17 protein-coding genes are annotated in these 22171 nt (G+C 27.9%); 3 read left to right on the top strand and 14 right to left on the bottom strand.

The features are described 5' to 3' along the window. Positions 1 to 39: 39 nt before the first annotated feature. The 12 genes from NPA07_RS01255 to NPA07_RS01200 form a co-directional block, all read right to left on the bottom strand. Entirely contained in the window at positions 40 to 1905 is a 1866-nt protein-coding gene (locus NPA07_RS01255) for a hypothetical protein (protein WP_126118011.1), read from the bottom strand. A gap of 465 nt (positions 1906 to 2370) precedes the next feature. Beyond that, positions 2371 to 5661 carry a type I restriction endonuclease subunit R gene (locus tag NPA07_RS01250; RefSeq protein ID WP_126118012.1) on the bottom strand — a complete coding sequence of 1097 codons (3291 nt, stop codon included), beginning with the start codon at positions 5659 to 5661 and terminating at the stop codon, positions 2371 to 2373. A gap of 21 nt (positions 5662 to 5682) precedes the next feature. Continuing rightward, positions 5683 to 6324 (bottom strand): restriction endonuclease subunit S, encoded by a 642-nt coding sequence (locus NPA07_RS01245; protein WP_164535712.1) that lies wholly within the window; start codon positions 6322 to 6324, stop codon positions 5683 to 5685. A gap of 13 nt (positions 6325 to 6337) precedes the next feature. Then, positions 6338 to 7483: a restriction endonuclease subunit S gene (locus tag NPA07_RS01240; RefSeq protein WP_256553247.1), complete on the bottom strand. Its 1146-nt coding sequence runs from the start codon at positions 7481 to 7483 to the stop codon at positions 6338 to 6340. 16 nt (positions 7484 to 7499) lie between these two features. Continuing rightward, positions 7500 to 8567: a restriction endonuclease subunit S gene (locus NPA07_RS01235; RefSeq protein WP_256553246.1), complete on the bottom strand. Its 1068-nt coding sequence runs from the start codon at positions 8565 to 8567 to the stop codon at positions 7500 to 7502. An 8-nt stretch (positions 8568 to 8575) separates the two neighbouring features. Next, entirely contained in the window at positions 8576 to 9310 is a 735-nt protein-coding gene (locus NPA07_RS01230) for a restriction endonuclease subunit S (protein WP_256553245.1), read from the bottom strand. 1 nt (position 9311) lies between these two features. Continuing rightward, positions 9312 to 10916 carry a type I restriction-modification system subunit M gene (locus NPA07_RS01225; RefSeq protein ID WP_126118016.1) on the bottom strand — a complete coding sequence of 535 codons (1605 nt, stop codon included), beginning with the start codon at positions 10914 to 10916 and terminating at the stop codon, positions 9312 to 9314. Between the two features lie 93 nt (positions 10917 to 11009). Then, complete coding sequence (locus NPA07_RS01220) at positions 11010 to 11558, bottom strand: hypothetical protein (protein WP_126118017.1); 549 nt, start codon at positions 11556 to 11558, stop codon at positions 11010 to 11012. 12 nt (positions 11559 to 11570) lie between these two features. After that, a complete protein-coding gene (locus NPA07_RS01215; protein WP_126118018.1) occupies positions 11571 to 12503 on the bottom strand; it encodes an NAD(P)/FAD-dependent oxidoreductase in 933 nt (310 codons plus the stop codon). After that, positions 12503 to 13447 (bottom strand): prolipoprotein diacylglyceryl transferase, encoded by a 945-nt coding sequence (gene lgt / locus NPA07_RS01210; RefSeq protein ID WP_126118019.1) that lies wholly within the window; start codon positions 13445 to 13447, stop codon positions 12503 to 12505. Before lgt ends, NPA07_RS01215 begins: the two co-directional genes overlap by 1 nt. Continuing rightward, positions 13437 to 14378 carry an HPr(Ser) kinase/phosphatase gene (gene hprK, locus NPA07_RS01205; RefSeq protein ID WP_126118020.1) on the bottom strand — a complete coding sequence of 314 codons (942 nt, stop codon included), beginning with the start codon at positions 14376 to 14378 and terminating at the stop codon, positions 13437 to 13439. Before hprK ends, lgt begins: the two co-directional genes overlap by 11 nt. A 169-nt stretch (positions 14379 to 14547) precedes the next feature. Further along, positions 14548 to 15675 carry a type 2 periplasmic-binding domain-containing protein gene (locus NPA07_RS01200; RefSeq protein ID WP_126118021.1) on the bottom strand — a complete coding sequence of 376 codons (1128 nt, stop codon included), beginning with the start codon at positions 15673 to 15675 and terminating at the stop codon, positions 14548 to 14550. Positions 15676 to 15752: 77 nt separating this feature from the next. Here NPA07_RS01200 and NPA07_RS01195 point away from each other — a divergent pair, with 77 nt between their 5' ends. Genes NPA07_RS01195 through NPA07_RS01185 form a run of 3 tightly spaced genes read left to right on the top strand, consistent with a single transcriptional unit; the run spans position 15753 to position 19046 of the window. Then, positions 15753 to 17561, top strand: coding sequence for an ABC transporter permease subunit (locus tag NPA07_RS01195; RefSeq protein ID WP_126118022.1), 1809 nt, complete (start codon positions 15753 to 15755; stop codon positions 17559 to 17561). A gap of 8 nt (positions 17562 to 17569) precedes the next feature. Then, entirely contained in the window at positions 17570 to 18340 is a 771-nt protein-coding gene (locus NPA07_RS01190; RefSeq protein ID WP_126118023.1) for a phosphate ABC transporter ATP-binding protein, read from the top strand. 4 nt (positions 18341 to 18344) lie between these two features. Further along, a complete protein-coding gene (locus NPA07_RS01185; protein ID WP_126118024.1) occupies positions 18345 to 19046 on the top strand; it encodes a PhoU domain-containing protein in 702 nt (233 codons plus the stop codon). 128 nt (positions 19047 to 19174) lie between these two features. On the opposite strand, the gene NPA07_RS01180 is transcribed toward NPA07_RS01185, so the two are convergent. Together NPA07_RS01180 and NPA07_RS01175 are read right to left on the bottom strand one after the other, a co-directional pair. Further along, complete coding sequence (locus NPA07_RS01180; RefSeq protein WP_164535713.1) at positions 19175 to 20407, bottom strand: LlaJI family restriction endonuclease; 1233 nt, start codon at positions 20405 to 20407, stop codon at positions 19175 to 19177. Positions 20408 to 20411: 4 nt separating this feature from the next. Beyond that, a complete protein-coding gene (locus tag NPA07_RS01175; protein ID WP_174705415.1) occupies positions 20412 to 22142 on the bottom strand; it encodes an McrB family protein in 1731 nt (576 codons plus the stop codon). Between the last annotated feature and the right edge of the window lie 29 nt (positions 22143 to 22171).

Raw genomic sequence — 22171 nt, 5'->3', positions numbered from 1 at the left:
ATTACCAAAAAACTTCACTTTTTATTATTATAAATTTTCCTAGTTGATAACAAAGAAACTATTTGTTACTGCACTAAATTTAACATCTAATTTGTTTTTGTCTGTTGATGAAACAATGACTTCATAAGAAATTTTAAATGAAACTCTATTCCCTGATACATTTTGAGGTATTTCAATCTTTTTAAAATTAACAGCAATTGTTTCTACCTCAAATTGATTTTGCGTTTTATTTCTGTCATCAAAATTAATAGCCTTGTTTATTATTGAATTTGTAAAATCGGTTCCATTACCTAACAAATTAAAATATGTGTGTTTAATATATTTTAAAATTTCATTAACTCCACTATTCTCTCTTCTTACGAAAATATGAGATGAATTACCTATTTTATTTTTAATTCAATTTTCATCAAGTTCAAATTTTCCTGAATTATAAGCACTCCTAACTTCATCTTTTAGTTTTTTTGAACCGGTTGTATCAACAGAAACTACAATAGCAATCTTCTTTGATAAATACTTATCATCAATCTTTTTGAAACCTTTAACAGTAATTTCCTTGTATTCCTTAGAAACAACTTTTTGATTGCTTGCATCTTCAACTGATAATTGATAGTTAATCTTCATTGTGCCATCATTATCATCTGTTTCAATGTTTTCATTTTCTGTTTGAATTTTAAGGTTTTGATCATTAAAATAGTCTTCGTCATCATGTTTGATTAAAGTCAAAGCAATACTTTTTAGGCTTCTAAATTTTTCTAAATATGATGAAGCAAAAGCATCTGTTATTGCAGAATTGTTTTCTTCAACTCTTGCTGTTGAAATAATATAATCTAAAATGTCTTGTTTAGTGTATGTTGAATTGTCGATTTTTGCTTTTAAAAATTCAATTTTTACTTTAACAGTTTCCACAGATAAACCCTTTGCAAGTTTCTTGTATTGGAATTCTCCACTAAAGTTTAATTCATCTTTATTATTTCCAACTAATGAATATGATTTTGAATTGAAATAATCCTTGTATTCAACAATAAGTTTTTGAATATCAAGCGTTGCACTTTTTGTTCCTAGAACTTCAAATTTTTGAATGTAATTTTCTAAATCATTGTCGCTAATTTGTTCAAGTTTTTTCTTTTCCTTAATTAGTTTTTTAAGGTCAACCTTAACACTTGTTGCCTTTTGTTCTTTTGGTAAATCAAACGACTTGAACCCTGACATTTCTATTTCATGTGTTCCTAATTCATTGCCTCTTGATGTAATCTTTACTGAAACAGTAATTTTACCTTCATACTCATTGTATGCAACAGCACTAATGCTTGAAATAATATCATTATCTTTTGTTGTATCTTTTAATAATTCAATGTTTTCTCTAACTGTTTTAGTAGAAGATAAACCTAATATAGTCCCTAATTTGCTAAACTTACTGTATGTAATTCCATCAATAGTTTCTTGAACTTCCTTTCAATCAGTTACACTTGGAACAATAGGATTTGGATTGGGATTTGGTATAGGGGTTGGGTTTGGTGGAGTGATTGTTGATGATTTTGAACCTGTTTTTATTGATGATAAAAATTTATCCAATGCTTGTCTAAGTTTTAACAACTCACTTTCAGCCTCATCTTCAGATGCTACTGATTTAGCTTTTGCTAATGCTTGTTTAAATTCATTAACATCTTGGGAAGATGCAAATTTTTTATTTAATTCAATTTTTGATGGGTCTGTTTCATTTGTTTCAAGTAGATTATCAAAAATTTTCATTTGTTCAATTCTTTTAACTTCATTTTCCAATTTTTTAAGATTTTCAATTGATGGTTTATTCTTTGGTTTTTCACCACAACTAGTTGAAATTGAAGTAGCACAAAGTGTTAAAACAGGAATAGCACTTAAAGAAAGAATTATTTTTCTTTTTTTCATAATATCGTTTTTATTAATTTATAAATTAAAACCTTTCTTTTTTTTATAATAGTTTAAGGTAAATTACTCTTAACTATTAATTAAATGAATTATACTTTTTTTCTCAAAATAAAGAACAATACAGGTTGATAGATATGAAGTTGATAAGCTTTTAGTTCAACTTTTGGGGATTTAGTTCAAATTGTTAAGTTTAGTAGGTTTGCGATACTCAAAATGCAAAATCAATGGATATTTATCCTATTTAGATTATTTATGAAACAGCAAGACTAAATACATTTTTTAGTTCGCCATACTTTTGCTAATTTTGACAGTTTAAAAATAGACTTTTCAAAAACACCTATTTTATAGGCTTATCTGGAAAGTCTATTATTTAGATTCTAGTAAAATTTATCATAATCAAACAAATTTTAACTAAATTAGGAAACATTTAGATTTAATGAAATGCTTTACTTTATTTCTCGCCTTTTATTTCTTTTTAGTTAATGATGTAAAGTCATTTTGGAATTCGTCATACTCTAAATAAATTTCTTTCAAATTTTCAAACAGTTCGTTAGATTTTTTAAGAACATCATTAGGTTTTGAAAAAAGTCCCTTTGTTTGCAATAATTTAGTAAATTCAACACCTTCATTTGATATTTCATTTCTTTCAAATGATTTTTTCATAAAATCAATTAAATCCTCTTCTTTTGAATCAAATTTCTTAGCAATTTCCTTGATTTTTGAAAGTACAGCTTGGTTTCCTAGTTCATAAAATGAATCTACAATTGTGTAGTATGAATCTCCTGCATTAATTTTTTCCAAAAACTTAATAATTAATTCACTTTTCTTTCTTAAAAATGGAGATGCATTGACATGAACCAAAAGATCTTTCTTTAGATTATCGAATAATTTTTGCTGATTAATTTCCATTTTTTCTTGTGTACTATTATCAGTTTTATTCTTTTTTGTATCTTGGTTTTGTGATCATTCATAAACCTTGTTAAGTATATATTCAATGTCAATTGCTTCAACCTTAATTAAATCAGTTTCAAACTCAACATCATCAATAATTGATATTCTATCTGTTCTTGTGTATTCAGTAATTTCATCTTTTAATTTATTGTATATACCACTATATTCTTGATATTGATAATCACTAATAATTCTTGTTTTTTCATCCTGGAATTCATCAAAAGCTTTTAAGAGATTTTTACGCTTTAAAATTTCATTATACAATCTAATATATTGTTTCTTTTCATTAATAGTCGTAAAAAATGATTCACATGATAAATCGCTTTTGTATTTTTCAATAAAGTTTAAAACTAATGTTTTATAACTCATGTATTCCTTACCATTTTCTCTAAAACCATCTTCATAGTATTCATTAAATGTCTTAATCAAAATATTAGGATTTTCAACTGAACCTGAAAACATTCTAACTGCTTCTGAAATGACATCATTAATGTTTCTAAATGTTACAACTACGCCATACGGCTTATTGTTATTAAATACTCTGTTAGTTCTTGAAAACGCTTGAATCAAATTGTGTTTAAATAAAAATTTATCTAAAAATATCGTGTTAAGTGTTGGTGCATCAAAACCTGTTAAAAACATATTAACAACAATTAGTAAGTCAATTTCCATATTCTTAACTCTCATACTTACATCTTTGTAGTAATTATAAAAGCTATCTCTTGAATCATAACTAGTGTTAAAATAATTGTTATAGTCAGCAATTGCTCTTTCTAATGATTCTCTTTGGGTTTCATCTAGACCAATTGTTGATGTATTATCTACATCAAATGTTTCATATTGAGTTAATTGTTTTTCACTAACCTTTGAAATAAACTCGGGTGAATTTGGAGTATAGCTATAAATCATAGCAATCTTAAAATTATCATTATTATAATTGTGAGATTTATTTCCTTTTGGTTGACACAATTGCTTTTTAAACTCATCATAATATTTAATAGCTGCATCAATGTTTGATGTTGCAAACATCGCATTGAAACCACTTTTTGTCAAAATTTTTCTCTTAGCTTTAATTAATCCTTTTGACATAATGTCACTTTTCTTTTGCTTACTTAATTCATCAACATTAGAAATAACTTTCATTGAATGGGTTTTGTTTTTTCTTGTTAATGTTGAATAGTTATTAAGAATGTAGGTAACATTTTTTTCTATTCTTTCAGGACTATTCAAAACTTCTTCTTCATCTACTCTCTTAGCATCGGTTTTTATTTGTTCTAGTTTATCATCATTTTTTAATTTTATAGTATCCGCATTTGAAACTTTGAATGGCAAAACATTCTTATCTTTTATAGCATCAAACATTGTGTACCTATGTAACTCTGCACCAAATAGTGATTCTGTTGTTTTGTGTGCACTAAAAGGCCTTTCAGTCCATATTGGAGTTCCTGTAAATCCAAAGAGAAAATAATTCTTAAACTTTTGCACAATTTTTCTGTGCATTTCACCGGCTTGTGATCTATGACACTCGTCAAAAATTAAAACAACCTTTTTGCCATAAACTTCATGTGCTTTAAATTTGTTAATCATTATGCTCATTTTTTGAATGGTTGTAATAACAATTTTGTTTTTTAAATCATCTGATTTAAGTTTATTAGCCAAATCACTTGTGTTAACTGTTGATGCTATTGAGCCGGATTGAAATTTTTCATATTCTTTTAATGTTTGGTAATCCAAATCATTTCTATCAACAATAAATAATACCTTATCAATGCCATTTAACTCTTTTGCTAATTGCGAGGTTTTGAAACTAGTTAGTGTTTTTCCTGAACCTGTTGAGTGCCATATATAACCAGAAACTTCTTTTCTGTCCTTTATGTTGTTTTGAAGTCCATAATTTATTTTGTTAATTATTCTTTCAGTAGCGACAATTTGATAAGGCCTCATTACAAAAAGTTCTTTGTCAACAGTAAATACACAATATTTAGTAAGAATCCTTAACAAGGTTCTTTTTGATAAAAATGTGTCTGCAAAATCTAATAATTGCTCAATATGTTCATTTTTTGATGTGGTTCAATCCATTGCAAACTTAAATGCATTTTTGTTAATAACTTTTACTGTTTTTTTAGATTCTTTATTATCTTTGTGAATTTGTTCTCTCGTATTATTTGAATAATATTTTGTCTGTGTCCCATTACTTATAACAAAGATTTGAGCATAATTATATAAACCATTATCACTTCAAAATGATTCATTCTTATATCTCTCAATTTGATAAAAAGCCTCACTAAGTTTTCTACCTCTTCTCTTTAATTCAATATGAACTAATGGAAGACCATTAACTAAAATAGTAACATCATACCTATTTTTATAATTTGAATCTTTTGGAGTATATTGATTTATTACTTGAAGAAAATTATTGTTAATATTTTGCTTATCAATAATTTTTATATTCTTTACTGTTCCATTGTCTCTTTGCAATGAATAAATGTAATCTTCTTGTATTTTTCTTGTCTTATCAGCAACGGTGTCTTTTTCATTTATTAAATATTCACAAAGAAATCTCTTTCACTCGTCATTTGAAAATTTATACTCATTTAGTTTTTCAATTTGTTCTTTTAAATTTGAAAGGAGTTCATTAGGAGAGTGAATAAAAACTCTTTGATAACCATTACCGACCAACTTGTTAATTAATTCGTTTTCTAATTCTTCCTCAGATTGTATTTCAGTACGAATTTCACCCTTTGGCTTATATTCATCAACAACAGTTCAATCATCGTGAGCCATAACTAGTTGAAGCTTTTCCATAATTATTCTCCTCTTCTTTTTTTAATTAAACTCTAGTAATTTATCCTTGTAATAGTTAAATTGTTTGCTTCTTAATTCAATCTCTACTAAAAGACCTTCAACATTGCTTTCTGCATAAGTTGAAAATTTGTCTAATATTTCAACAATTCTTTTTTGTTCATCCAACGGTGGGTATGTAATGTCAAGATTTAAAAATTTATTCATATTTGGGTGTTTAATGCCTGATCCTTGGTATAAGTTTATTACCTCATCCTCTATATTTTTTAAATAATAGTAAATGTATTTTGTTAAAACCCTGCTTTGGTCTTTTGATTTAAAAATTCTATTGTCGGCAGTGATAAACTTACCTTTGTAATATTTGATGTTGCATGTTGTATCACAAGAACCACCACCTTGAATTGAAACAATTTCATCATCAACTAGATATTCTTTTACTTTTTCGCTCTTAGTATATGAAATATAATTTCCGGTAGATAACAATAAAACATCACCGTCTTTATCTTCAAATTTTTCTAATTCAGAAGCTAAGAAATGATGTATTTTTAATGTTTCAAGTTGTTTATACCTTTCAACATCCTTGAATTTTTTATCAAAAGTTGCAATTTGTCATAATTTTTGAGTATTAGTGAAGTAGTACTTGGGCTTTTCAACTATATCAAGCAAATTTGAAAACTCATTAAATATGATTTCTAATAGGTGCTCTCTCTCTCTCTCTCTCTCTCAGGTTAGCTGGCGCTAACAATAAATTGCGATAATATTCATATTGTTTTGCCCTTAATTCAATCTCATTTGGAAGACCTGCATATAAATTGTTTGTGTATTTTCAAATCGTGTTAAGTAATAATGAAACATTATTTATTGCTTTATGGTCTAACTCATTTCTAATAAATGAAACTGAAATTCTATGATTTTCAAGATGTTTAATTCTATATTGTTTTGAATAATCAAACTTATTGATAGTCATTTTGATTTTCTCAACAAAATAGAGAGCATTGCTTTCATTTAAAAAATCTGAACCTAGGCAAATTATATTGTCATCACACATAAATTTATATGGTCTTCAAAAAATGTTACCAAACATATCAATAGTTATACAATTTTCAAATATTTTTTCTTCATTTGAAATATATTCAGAGATTCCATCATTTAAATGTCCTGCCGTTACAAATGGAATATCACCTTTAATTCTATTTGCCTTAATGAGTCTTTTGCCACGTTCATAATTAAATAAATCTGTTATTAGAACTGTTCTTTCACTCTCAATAACATTTTTAAATATATTTGGAGTTGTTCAATTTAACAATTGATCTCGGTAATGATTATATTGCTTCCCCCTTGCTTCCAACTCCGCTTTCAGCTCCGCTTCTAGTGTAACAAACTTATCAAGTTTGTCAACTATTTCTTTTTGTTTTTCAAGAGGAGGAACAGGTATTGATATTTCAGCCATAACATTACTTGTCAAATTGGGATTAGAGGATGCATAATTAACATACTTTTTTGAATTAATACTTAATATATATGATAAAAATTTAGGAGAAATTATATTCTTATCCTTTATTGATAATAAGCCACAGTGAGTAGTTAATGAGAATTTTTTATCTCTATAAAATATTGTTCCTGCATAAACTCCATCAGTTGTTCATGTAACATATTCGCCATCAAAGTCATAAGAACTAATGTAACCAAGAACTCCATTATTTATGGTTTGTGAGGAATAAAGTGGGTATTTTCCGGAGTGATTAGCAATATATTGCTTTGTATATGTTTTGCCTCTTGAAATATCACATATTTCACCAATTTTATAATATTTAAGTTCTCTCATAATTTCCCTTTAATTTTTATTTATTACAAATTCCAGATACTAATAATAGATTTCTGTAATAATCATATTGTTTTCTTCTTAATTCAATTTCTGCTAAAAGACCTTCAACATTACTTTCTGCATATGTTGAGAATTTGTCTAATATTTCAACAATTCTTTTTTGTTCTTCCAATGGCGGATATGTAATATCAAGATTTAAAAATTTGTTCATATTTGGGTGTTTAATACCTGAACCTTGATATAAGTTTATTACTTCATTCTCTATATTTTTCAAATAATAGTAAATGTATTTTGTTAAAACCCTGCTTTGGTCTTTTGATTTAAAAATTCTATTGTCAGCAGTAATAAATTTTCCTTTGTAATATTTTATATTACAAGTGGTATTGCAAGAACCACCGCCTTGAATTGAAATAATTTCGTCATCAACTAGGTATTCTTTTACTTTTTCGCTTTTAGTATATGAAATGTAATTTCCTGTTGATAATAATAAGACATCTCCATTCTTTTCTTCAAATTTCTTCATTTTAGAAGCTAATAAATGATGTATTTTTAATGTCTCAGGTTGTTTATAGTCTTCAACATCTTTGAATTTTTTATCAAAAGTTGCAATTTGTCATAATTTTTGAGTATTAGTGAAGTAGTACTTGGGCTTTTTAACTATATCAAGCAAATTTGAAAACTCATTAAATATGATTTCTAATAGGTGCTCTCTCTCTCTCTCTCTCAGGTTAGCTGGCGCTAACAATAAATTGCGATAATATTCATATTGTTTTGCCCTTAACTCAATCTCATTTGGAAGACCTGCATATAAATTGTTTGTGTATTTTCAAATCATATTAAGTAATAATGAAACTTTATTTATTGCTTTATGGTCTAACTCATTTCTAATAAATGAAACTGAAATTCTATGATTTTCAAGATGTTTAATTCTATATTGTTTTGAATAATCAAACTTATTGATAGTCATTTTGATTTTCTCAACAAAATAGAGAGCATTGCTTTCATTTAAAAAATCTGAACCTAGGCAAATTATATTGTCATCACACATAAATTTATATGGTCTTCAAAAAATGTTACCAAACATATCAATAGTTATACAATTTTCAAATATTTTTCTTCATTTGAAATATATTCAGTGATTCCATCATTTAAATGTCCTGCCGTTACAAATGGAATATCACCTTTAATTCTATTTGCCTTAATGAGTCTTTTGCCACGTTCATAATTAAATAAATCTGTTATTAGAACTGTTCTTTCACTCTCAATAACATTTTTAAATATATTTGAAGTTGTGCAATTTAACAATTGGTCTCGGTAATGATTATATTGCTTCCCCCTTGCTTCCAACTCCGCTTTCAGCTCCGCTTCTAGTGTAGCAAACTTATCAAGTTTGTCAACTATTTCTTTTTGTTTTTCAAGAGGAGGAATTGTTATTTTTGTTCTATTAAAAATATTTTTATCAAATTTTGGATATGTAGAAGTTGTTGTATAAAAGCAAAGGAGTTTCTCAACTAAAAAATAATAAAGAAATTTCGTTAATAGTTTGCTCTCGTCTTTTGATGATACAATGATATTATTTGAACTTACAAAAGAACCTTTTCAGTATTTTACATTTGCATATCTTGCTCTTCCGAGTGTAATAACTTCACCTTCACAAAGATTGCTTCCAACCTTTTTTTTTGTTGAATATCAATCATAGTTTTTTGAACTAGGTAAAAGTTTTACATCTCCCGATTCAACCCTTAATTGTTCCAATTCATCTGCTCCTATTTGTTTAAAATTATTAACCAATGTAACATCTTTTAAATAAAAATTATTGACTGACATTTTAATTATTCATTCCTTCAATTTCTTCAACAATCTTATCAATTTCTTTTCTTAAAACATCAATTCTGCTTACTGTTTCTTTAATTTTTTGATTAAGTTCTTTAATGTTTATCTTTTCCTTAACTTCTTGTTTCTTAATGTATGTATTGATTGAAAGATCATAATTGTTTTCAACAATTTCTTGGTATGTTGCTAATTTTGTAACACCTTCAAAATCTTTTCTATCTTTAATGTATGTAAGAATTTTGTCAATATTTGACCCTGTTAATTTATTTTTAATACCACTTCTTTCAAAAAGATCTGAAGCATTAACAAATAAGACGTTGTTGTCGTTTTTGTTCTTTCTAAATACAATAATACAAGTTGAAATACTTGTTCCAAAGAACAAGTCATCAGGTAATTGAATAATTGAGTCAACAAAGTTTTGTTCAACTAAATATTTTCTTATTTTCGCTTCAGCACCACTACGATATAAAGTGCCTGGGAATATAACAATTGCTGCTGTTCCATTTTCTTTTAGATAGTGTAATGAGTGCATTAAGAACGCAAAGTCAGCTTTTGATTTTGGAGCCAATACACCGGCAGGAGCAAATCTCTCATCATTAATTAATAAAGGATTATTGTCGCCTTCTCATTTAATTGAATAAGGTGGATTAGATACAATAGCTTCAAAAGGTTTTCTTGTATCAAGACCAGGATCTGGTTTGATTAATGTGTCACCTAGTGCAATTTCAAATTTATTAAAACCAACATTATGTAAAAACATATTAATTCTTGCTAAATTATATGTTGTATGGTTGATTTCTTGTCCATAAAAACCACCAACATTTTCAGCACCCAAAACCTTTGCAAATTTTAAGAGCAATGAACCTGAACCACAAGCAGGGTCATAAACTCTTAATACTTTATTCTTAAATGGTTTTTCAGCCTTTGAATAGTCAATTAATGTTAATTTAGCTAATAATTCACTAACTTCTTGAGGCGTAAAAAATTCACCACCTGACTTACCTGCGTTTTGTGCGTACATACCCATTAAAAATTCATATGCATCACCAAAAGCATCAATTGTATTATCTTCAAATGAACCAAGATTCATTGAATTAATGTTTTGAATTATTTTGATTAATCTTTCATTTTTTTCAATAACCGTATTGCCTAATTTAGTGTTTGTTAAATTAATATCTGCAAATAAACCTTTAATATCTTTTTCACTTGATGTACCAATTGCCGATGCTTCAATATTATTAAAAGCTTTTTGTAATAATTCATTTAAATCTTCTTTGTGTGAATCACAATTTTTGGCAACATTAATAAATAATTCACTTGGTCTAATAAAGTAACCTTTTGCCTTAATAATTGTTTCCTTCGCACCTTCTGCTTGTTCATCTGTCATTGTTTCATAAGATGCACAATTAACTTCTTCTAACGCATCACGGTGGTCTTTATTAATATATTGTGTCAAACCTTCAGAAATATATCTGTAAAATAAGAAACCTAAAACATAACTTTTGAAATCTCAACCGTCAATTGCACCACGCAATTGGTCAGCCATATTTCAAATTGTTTTGTGTAATTCTCTTCTTTCTAATTCTTTTTTGTTGTTCATGACATGTTCTCCATTTATTTAATTTATATATTGATAATAAAAACGAAAAAGTAAAATTCAACTTACGCTGTTTTTACTTTTTTACTTAAATATTTACTCATTCTTCTTTGCTTGTTCTCTTCTAGCTCTTGAGATATTTTTGTAGATAATATTAAATAGTACATAGTAAGTAACTATTAAACCTAAACCAACTAGAATTGTTAGGTAAAATAATACTGAAAAAATATCTGAGAATACTGAAACAAGATTTAGATTTGCATTCTTCATATTCTTAACAACTAATCCTAAAACAAAGTATAAAAATGCAGAAGTGGTTGCTATTGAATATAGAATTAGTGCAACAAATACAAATATAAGTGTTAATTTTGCATACTTAAAACGCTTGAAGTCTTCGATTCTTTTTGCCATCTTCAAATTGTAAAGTATAAATGTTAATACAATAGTTGCAGTTGTAAACATTGTAAAAATAACTGTCGCAACTAAAACACCAAGATTTACACCTGCAATTAAAACTAAATTGCCTTCTATATATGTTTCAAATCTACCAGCAGCTAAAAGTGCTGCAGAAATAATTGTTAATATACAAGTTAGTGCGAAAATAACTGTTAATGTTATATATTTTTCTTTTAATGTTCTAAACATAATTAATCCTTTCTAATCCTTAAGCATATCGCTAATATGCTTAGAAGCTATTGCTCCATCAGATGCTGCTGTAATAATTTGTCTTACTTTTTTATCTCTAATGTCGCCAATTGCATAAATGCCTTTGACCTTTGTTTCCATATCTTCATTGGTTTTAACAAAGCCATCCTTAGTAGTTATTTTAAGATGTTTGAATGCATCTTGGTTTGGTATAAAACCAATAAAGACAAAAAAGCCATCAGTTTCAATATTTGTTTGTTTGTTAGTTAACTTGTTGCTTATAGTAACTGAACTAAGACTTTCATCTCCATTAAGTGCAACAAGTTCGCTGTTGTAATAAATATCAACATTTTTTTGTGCTTCTAGTTCACTAATTAGCTCTTTTTCAGCACTAAAAGATGCTTGATTTGTAATAATGCTTACTTGAGAACACAATTTTGCTAAAAATGTTCCTTCTTCAACTGCACTATTACCGCCACCAAGAACAACAACCTTGCGATTCTTATAAATGGCACCATCACAAATAGCACAATAACTTATATGATGAGCAAACTTATCAAAGTTTACAACTGAAGATGGTTTTCTATTAACCATACCAGAAGCGATAATTAGTTTTTTGGCTTGAATTATGTCACCGTTTTCTAAAATTGCTTCTTGTAGATTTTGGTTAATTGAGTTGATTTTAACTACTTTACCATAAAGGTGTTTGGCTCCATATTTAATGGCATGTTGATAAAACTTTTGAGCCAAATCAAAACCACTAACATCCTCGATACCTAGGTAGTTGTCTACCTTGGCTGTTTTTTGAATTTTGCCACCATAGATGTCATTGTCAATAAATGCCACTGATAAATTAGCACGAGATGTATAGAGAGCAGCATTAAGACCTGCTGGACCAGAGCCTATAATTAAGACATCAAATTGTTTAACTTCTTTTTTGTCCATTATTGCCCCAATTCACTTATAGGTTTTGAATTTCTAAATTTAATTCTTGTTTTTTCAATTCATTGAATATATTTTTCAGGATGAGCATAAGCATATTGGAATCTGCCTTTTCTTCAAGCTCTTATATAGTGAGTAGGATTGAAGAATTCAAAAAGTAGAAATGCAATCATACCACCACCAATAAAGACAATTGCAGCAACTGTATACATATGATATTGTTGTTGACGCAGTGGTTCCATTGCTAAACGCACAAGTCCATATCATATAAAGTAAAGAGCAGCACTTGAACCAGGTTTTAGTAAGCCAAATTGATTAATAATTCAAACTAAAATTATGTAACCTACCAGGTTTGCAAGTGACTCATATAAAAATAGCGGATATCTATAATGTGCACCCAGCGAGTCACTTATGTACATATTTTGAGCAAATGATCTACCTCATATTTCAACACTAGCACCTGTGTAGTCTATTTTGCCATAAACTTCATGGTTAGCATAGTTACCTCAACGACCAATTACTTGCCCAATTAAAATATTAGGAATAATAATTGAAGCAACTTTGCGAATGTCTACTTTATCTCTAATTGTATAAACATAAAATATATCAAGTAGAAACGCAAGCACAACTCCACCTTGGATACTTAGTCCACCTTCTCAAACTTTATATCAGCCTGACCAATTATAATTTGGATTATAAATTGCTTCTTCAACTAGATCTCAAAGCCGTGCACCAATAATAGCAGAAGGTACTGTTATTAAAACAAGAGTTAAAAAGTATTCTCACTTATACTTTTCTCTTCTTCAAAAAATAGCTATTGTTAATATTGAAGCTATCATACCAAGCATCAATGTCAGTGAATATACTTGAATTGGCCAGTTACCAATTTTAAATAATGGCACACTTGTATTGGCTGCAATTGGTGATAAAGTATTTTTATACTTCATTATCTTTCTCTCCTCTCTCTTGAATTTCTTTTAGCACATCAATACCGTCTTTTCTTGCTAAGAATGTACTTACCGCTGTTTCAATCAAACTAGCTGCACTAGAACCATCCTTAACTGGAATTTGGATCTTAGGCAACGCTGAGTCTAATATTGGAAACTTTAAGTTTAGCAAACCTAAACGATCTAAGTCTTTTGCTTCTTCTGTTCGGTTACTTACTAATTCAACCACAAGATCAATTTCGCAATTGTCAGTTACTGATTTAATACCATATGTATATTTAATGTCAATTAAACCAATACCTCTAGCTTCCAAAAAGTTTTTTGTAATAGCAGGACTTTTACCATGATATGTGTTACCTACTAATTTAACTAACACAGCATCATCACTGACAAATATGTGGCCACGTTGAATCAACTCAAGTGTTGCTTCTGACTTACCACTACCACTTGGGCCAACTATTAAAACACCAACACCGCCAATTAAAACCAAGCAACCATGAATTTGAACTTCTTCTGAGTATTTTTCACTAAGATAGGTTCCTATTGATGCAGTAATTCTTGAAGTTGAAGAAAACTCTGTGACAAAAACAGGAATTTTATACTTGTTACAAATTTTCAAAATTCATTTTTTAGGTAGTTCACTTACACCTTTTGAGAGTATTACTAATGGTGGTTGAACTTTAAGCACTCTATCGAGTATGTTTAGTGCTTCTTCCTTACCTTTTTTTAGAAAAAAGATTGACTCACTCGTACCTCAACAAATAATATTTCTTGAGTAATATGAATTTTCAGTTTGACCAGAAAGTTCAAGTCCTAATCTTTTAATTGCCGGTTCTTGAACGTAACGATAAATTGGCTCACATTCAGTATTACATATCTTTAGGTCAAATTCCTTAATAATTTCCCTTATGTCTATTTTTCTTTTTTTCATACTTAGCCTCTTAGTGTGTGCTTTTAATAATATATTTAATATTTTATATTAAATTTAAATTAAATATATAAATTTGACAAAATAGGTTTTTGTATATGTGCTTAATTTTGACCAATAAGTCTGTTTGATAGCACTTTTAGTCAAAGAAAAAAACGATTAGCACACTTTGCTAATCTATTTTGTCTGCCTTAACTTTATCCTTGATTTCTGGCCACTTAAATTTATTAATATTATCAATATTAAAATTAGCAATAATTTCATCTTCGCTTGGTAATGTTAATGCATTCTTTTGATAAATTTCTTTAATTTTTTCACGATTTTTAGTTTCAGGATTAAATAGCATATATAAAAACTCAAGCTGTCTATCATAATTACCTTTAAGACTCATTATTAAATATAGACCAATGTTTCAAATATATTTGTTTAAATTATCAAAATCAAGCGGACTATAATACTTATTATCATTAGGATCATAATAACTTAAAATTAAGCAATTTTCATTCTCAAAGTCAGCCTGATTCTTCATAACAAAATCAAGTGTAAGGAAACCTAGTGCAGCACTCTCATGACTTTTCATTGCAATTCAATATTCATTACTTGACTCATTTGCTAAATGAACATCATACTTAGGTTCATCAACTGTATCTTGAAGAAATTTTTGTGCCTTCTCAGAAGGTTTAATGTCGCTAAAAGGATTTTGCTTAACAAAAGCTTCAGCTGTACCACTAAAATTGAGTCCACCAGATTTATAAAAAGGAGTAATATTAATTTTAGTTAAGTTTGGATCACTATTATGTGTCAAATCACCTAAGTTAAGTTGTCTTTGACCACCAAAAGCTTCAAGTATATTCTTCCAATTAGACTTGTTAAAGTAGGTTTTTAAATCCTTAATATCAATTGAGCCACTACTTAAATCAAGACTACTGCTTGGCAATTTAAGAACAAAAGCAAGCCTTTCTTTTGCCACTAAAAATGTTTTAAGTTTATTGTCCAAGTATTCTTTTTTTTCTTTCGCTTTATCAACATTATTAAGTCCAAATCGTGGATCTTTACTCATAGAAGCAAAATAGGTTCGACCTTGAATTAGTTGACTATAACCATTTGCACTGCCACCGCCAACAATGTTCATTTCAAATTTATTGCCAAAATGATCTGAGATATCCATTAAAAATTGCAACATATTGCTTGAACCTTTAAAACTCAAGACAGGTGTATTATATGCACAAGAAGATGCACTTAATGTTGCCAGCGGTATTGTTGGCAACATTAAGCTAAAAAAAGTTAACTTCTTCTTCATATTTTTATTATATAAATTTTTTGCATATTTGATTTTAATTAAACTTATTTTGTTAATATTTAATTAATTGGTGAAATATGCAGCAGAAACTAAAAAGTAATAAAAATAAAACTTTAAAGTACTCTACATTAATTTTGAGCTTTCTAGCTCTTGCCATTTTGATTGCCTTTGTTGGCTTTATTTTCTTTAAATCATTATTGAGTTGAAAAGAATTTGGGACTAAAATTTTCTATTTTAACTACAAGATTGCTGGTGTTAGAGGCGGTATATATTTTCCACTTCTAACAAGTTTGATTTTGGGTACACTAACACTTCTAATTGCTTGTCCAGTAGCACTAAGAATTGCAATTTTAATTACTTATCGAAATAAAAATTATAAAGTTTTTAGAACACTCAAATTTACCTTTATGTTTCTAAGTGCACTACCTTCGGTGTTATATGGACTTTTTGGTTTTATACCACTAAGTTGAATGAATAAACATATTTTACATATGGAAAATGCAACTAATTTATTTAGTGCTACAATGGTTTTAACTCTTATGTGTATTCCAACAATGATTAGTGGCATAATTGGTCAATTTCAAAAAGTGGATTTGGGACTTTATTTATCCGGAAGTGCAATTGGTCTTAGTGAGTCCAAAGTTATTTATCAACTAATTAAGAAGTCGCTAAATAGAAAAATATTATTAATTTATTTGGGCTCTTTTGCCAAAGTTATAGGAGAATCAGCTGCACTTTCTTATATACTAAATAGCAATAATTACCTTGATCACTTCAACGGAATTAAATCATTTTTCAACTCTGCTCTAAGACCTCTTTCAGTTTTTATTAATGTTAACTTTTTTGCTGAAAATGGAGGTGAAGCAACTAGAAGTTATATGTTTAATTTGGCTTTTGTTCTGCTTATTGTAATAAGTTTAATTAATGTATTAATCATTCTAATTATTAATTTAAAGGTCAAAAAACCAAGTTTATTAAGTAAGTTCAAAAGTTGACAAGAAGTAAAGGATTTATTGTTAAAGAAACAAAAAAACTATAAGCTCATTAATACCTTATATACTGTAAAACAGTGGTTTTGGGAAATTGTAGCACTTGCTTTTACACTTATATTTTATTCATGGTTTACTATTGACCTAACTTATAGAACACTAAATTATTTGGCACAAGGTAAAGTAGATGCACTAACAAATAAAGGTAATTTTAGGGCTCTGTTTAACACTTTCTATATAGCACTTGTAACAATATTAATAACATTTCCTTTTGCTTTCTTTGTAACAGTCTATTTTGTTGAATTTTCAAAAAACAAGAAAGCAAAAATGATTTTTGAAAATGCGATTAATATCATGTCATCAATGCCTGCACTACTATATGGTGTCTTTGGTTCATTATTATTTTTAGAAATATGCCAACTTGCTCTTGGTGGTAAAGCAAGTAATTCGCTCTTAGCCGGATCCTTAACAATGAGTATTATGCTCTTTGCTTTTAGTTGTAAGTGAATCAAAGATGCACTTGAGTCAGTTGATCAAGTTGTTGTTACCAGTGCAGCTGCACTTGGTTTAAGTGAAAGTGCCATATTGTTTAAAATAAAATTAGTCAAGATTTGGCCTGCACTATTGAATATATGCATCTTAATGTTGGCTAAAATATTTTCAGAAACAACACTCTTTATTCTTACTAGTGGACTAAATAATTCAAAACACATTAGCCTTCTACTTTTTGGTCAAACACTAACTACTCGTATGTATGCTCAATTATCACTACCATCATCATATTCGATTCCAACTATGTATTATTGTGCCATGATGTCATTTGTTACAATCTTCATTCTTTTAAGTCTATCTGAATTCTTAATACCAAAATTAAGCAAGTTAAAATTGAAACACTAGGAGCCAAAATGGATAAAAAAATTATTTTTAAATTAAGTAATGTTAACTTCTGATATAGCAAAAAGTCAAAACAAATTCTTAAAAATGTAAATATTGAATTTTATGAAAATGAAACCGTGGCTCTTATTGGACCTAGTGGTTGTGGTAAGAGCACTTCATTAAAGTTACTTAATAGAATTCATGGACCAAGTGCCGGCAATTATTTAGAAGGTAGTGTTGAATATCTAAATAATGACTTATTTAGCAAAAAGTCACTTAGTGATATTGAACTTAAAAAGCAAGTTGGAATGATATTTCAGCAACCAAGTGTCTTTCCACTTTCTATTTATGATAATGTCGCAATTGGTCTGCGTAATATAGGCATTAGAGATAAGCAAATTTTAGACCAAAGGGTTCAAGAAGCCCTTGAAAAAGCTGCACTATATGATGAGGTTAAGGACAAACTTAAAGAGAGTGCAGATGCACTTAGTGGTGGTCAAAAACAAAGACTTGCTATTGCGCGAGCAATTGCTCTAAATCCAAAAGTTTTACTTATGGATGAACCTACTAGCGCACTAGATCCTATTGCCACTCAAAAGATTGAAAACTTGATTTTAGAACTTAAAAAAGATTACACAATTATTCTAGTTACTCACTCAATGGCACAGGCTCAACGTGTTAGTGACAAAACTGCCTTCTTTTTAGATGGCGAATTAATTGAATTAAATGATACAAGAAGTATTTTTACTAAACCATTAAAAGAACAAACAAAAGACTACATTATGGGAAAGATAGGTTAGAAATATGGCTATAAATTACACCTTATTGAAGAAAAGTGAAGAAAATTTAAGAAAAATGTTTTTTGACTACTTAGACCAAGCATACAAAATGCATACTAAATTAACAAATCTTATCTCAATGTATCAAAATAAAGCAGATATTAGTGGGCTATTTCTTGATATTGAGAAACGAGAAAAACAAAGTGATTTAACTCAAGTTAATACAATTGACGAGTTATTGTGAGATATATCAAAGGACCAACCACTATTAAGCCACTTACGTTGATATATTTGCGTCCTAACATCAGCAAGTGATATTGAAAGAATTTGCGACTATTTATTTCATATGTCTAAATTCTTTTATATAAACAAAAAAATACCACAAGAAGTTGTTGATGTGGCATTATCTATGAATATTGAACTAAGCAAAATATTCAAGGAATATAGTAATAGATTACAAGATGAAAAATCAACTAAAGAATTCTTTGTTGAGTTTAAAAAACAAAAAGAAGAGTATATGGCTTTTTGTGATAATGAAATCAAAAAGATTGCTAAGAAATTAAGCAAAAAAGATGAATATTCATATGAAATGATAATTAAGTTTTCTTTTGAATTACACTCATACTATCGTGTAGTTGAGCGATTAGAAAACATTATTGAAAACTTAATTTTTATACACGACACAGATTTCTTTAGAAAGAAATTGGACGATGAAGAAATGTTTTAAGAAAAGAACAAGTTAAAAACTGGAGCAAATTTATGTTCCAGTTTTTAGGATTTAATTTACTAGATTTGACTAATTAGCCTGTTTTATAGATATTTTGTGTCAATTCAAATTTTTATTTTTTCAATTAATTACAATCTTTTTTCAATTTCAACACTTAACATTTTTTTATTTTTGTTATAGCTTTCTTGATAATTTTTTAAAAGGTATCTAACGTCTACAACAATGCCTTTTATAACTTCATATGTTTGAGGATTACTAATTCAATTTGCTTTTGCTTCAGTAACAAGGAAATAAGGTTCATTTGCATTAAAAATATTATTATGGCTATTATATGGCATCAAAAATGCATTAAACACTTCTGAATTAGGATGCTTTGATTTAACATTTTGAGCGTATGTAATTTGTTTGTTAATGTCCGTTGTTGCAGGCAGACTATTTATTCCTTGATTTGGTTCAAATCCATATTTGTAAAACTTAGCATCTATAACATAATATTTGTTACCATAAAACATAATTGTATCTGGCTTAAGGACACTGGAACATAGTTCATTATTATTTTTATCTTTTCAAATACCCATCGGAAAATACTTAGATTTATTTTTTATGCCAAAAATAGTATCAATTAGCCCCTCTCAAACATACTCAAATTTATTCGTACCAAATGACATCTCAATATCATTTGTAGAATTTGCAATATGTTCAATCATTGCAATCATAGATAATATTAGTTGTTTATCAACATCTTTATTTGTACTATTTAATTTTATTTTTAGAGCCATAATAAACATATTTTTATCAAATGAAATATCTGGTTTAACAGGGCTACTTATTGAAAATAGTCAACCAATTTTATTGAAACTTTCCCAAACACAATATTTGTTTATTTGTGTAATTAAATTATCAAAATTCTGTGTATTATTTCTAACTACCATATCTAAATAAACAATGTTTTTGTTGTTTAATACAGGATTTACCTTTTGAATCGTACGTTTAAAATCTATTTTACCTTTTTTAGCAATTTTATATACTGGCACAATCTCGTTATAATAGTTTGCATTATGTCTTAGATAATAATTAATTACATTTATATATGATTGAAAAGGAAATGATGAATCAGTTGTACAATTAAAATTTCCTTTACTAATAGTACCTTCATTTTTATCATTAAATATTGTTAAAATATTTATAAGGTTTTTAATATCTTTCATTAAATCATCATCATTATCTGGCAATTGATACCCTATCGGAAAATGAACAGAAAAATCATTTTGACTTATCTTAACCCCAACAAAAGAATCACTTTTTTTGTCGGTGACAGAACAATGTTCCGATAAGATAAAATTTAAACTGTTTGCATTCATTTTTTTAAATACCCTTATTATTTTCTTCATTAGAAAACAATAACTCACAAATATTATCTTTAAAAATTGCTCTAAACCTATCATCTTCTTTCGAACGACTGAAATTTTCTATTATTCCTTCTAAATTATTAACATCTACAATATTAAATAAATCCTCTTTATTGAATTTAAATGCATCATCTCATAAATACCTTAGAACTTTTTGAGAAAATAAACTATTTTTATATTGGTTGTCTTTGCTCATGAGTAGGTCGTTTTTACTTACAAAATGAGTCCCAAGCCTTTTATCTTCAGATGAAGATAACTGAATACTTTTGTTTAGAATAGTTGAATTAATCACATTAATAAATTTTTTTCATGTGACAGATGTATCAAGTATTTTTGTTTTAGCAAAATCGCTTTCACTTTCATCAAAATTGTTACTTACCAGTCTCATGTTTCATCTTCTTTGAAATGCAGTATCAAGTGTAAATACATTTTGATCAGACGTATTCATTGTACAAATGATGCTTAGGTTTGACGGTATTCGAATTTTTTTGCTTTCATCTTTAAAAATCTCTTTGGCAATTTCACTATTTGAAATTGAATATTCACTTTCTCCATTTTCATTTCTATCCAATAATTGAAAAATATCACCAAAAATTGCTGGCGCATTACCCCTATTTATCTCCTCAATTATTAGATATCACATTTTTTCTTTGTTTTCATATGCTTTTTTAACAATTCTTGTGAATGGACCTGGATTAAAACTGTATTCAATATTACCTTCATCATTTAGTTTTGGCAATATTTGCCCTACAAAATCTGAATATGTGTAATCAGGATGAAAAACAATTCTCTCTATAAATTCATCATTATTGCAATATTCATTTTTTATTAAATGCGACTTCCCAGATCCAGGAACACCATAAATTATTTCGTTTATGCCATATTTTTTAGTTATCTTCTCCATAATTTTAATTTTTGTTTTATTGTTTCTAATTAAATGGCATAGTCTTGCAAAACTATATGGTGAAATTTTGAGTTTTTTAATATAACTCATAATAAAAAATAATCTTTCAAATTGTTCTTCAGATGTATCAAGTTTCAAATATTTTAATATATGATCTTGTGCTTCCTTGCCAAATGTTGCAGGAAAAATTGTTGGAAATAACATATGAAAATATTTAATTATTCAGTTTTCATTAATAAAATTAGGAATTACTGCTGATAGTTTGATGAATAAATTCAAATAATCTTCTTTATTTATTAAATTTGTTGAATTTTCAACTATTATATCAATACATAAAGCAAGGTTTTTTCTAAATTCTAAAGCAATTTCAATTGCTTTATCATCGGTAATATTTTCTTTATCTTCTTTATTTTTTTTATTGCCAAGATATCAATAATCATTTACTTTCTTTTGATCAGAATACACAGGGTATTTATATGGTGCTTCTTCTACATTACCAAATACTTTTTCAGCATCTTCTCAATTTTTGTAACCATATTCAAGAGTATATAATAAACTTTGTTCTTTTAGTGGAAGACCAATGATACATTTATTAAACATTAATTTTAAAAAATTTAACCCTTCCTCCAGGAGGGCATTTATCCCGAATCTCTGCTTAAAAATAATTCTATTTTCATTTATAATATTGTTTGCTTTTTTGTATTCAATTTCGAGTTTATTAACTTCTTCAATAACTCAATTATCAATTAATTCTCTTGTTAATTTATTTACATTATTACTCATATTTACTCCAGAAATTAATATTGTTTTTA

Source organism: Mycoplasmopsis caviae, from assembly GCF_024498215.1.
GTDB classification, from domain to species: Bacteria; Bacillota_I; Bacilli_A; order Mycoplasmatales; family Metamycoplasmataceae; genus Mycoplasmopsis; species Mycoplasmopsis caviae.
Note: the sequence above shows the minus strand (reverse complement) of the source record. Positions and strands in the feature narration are given on the sequence as shown.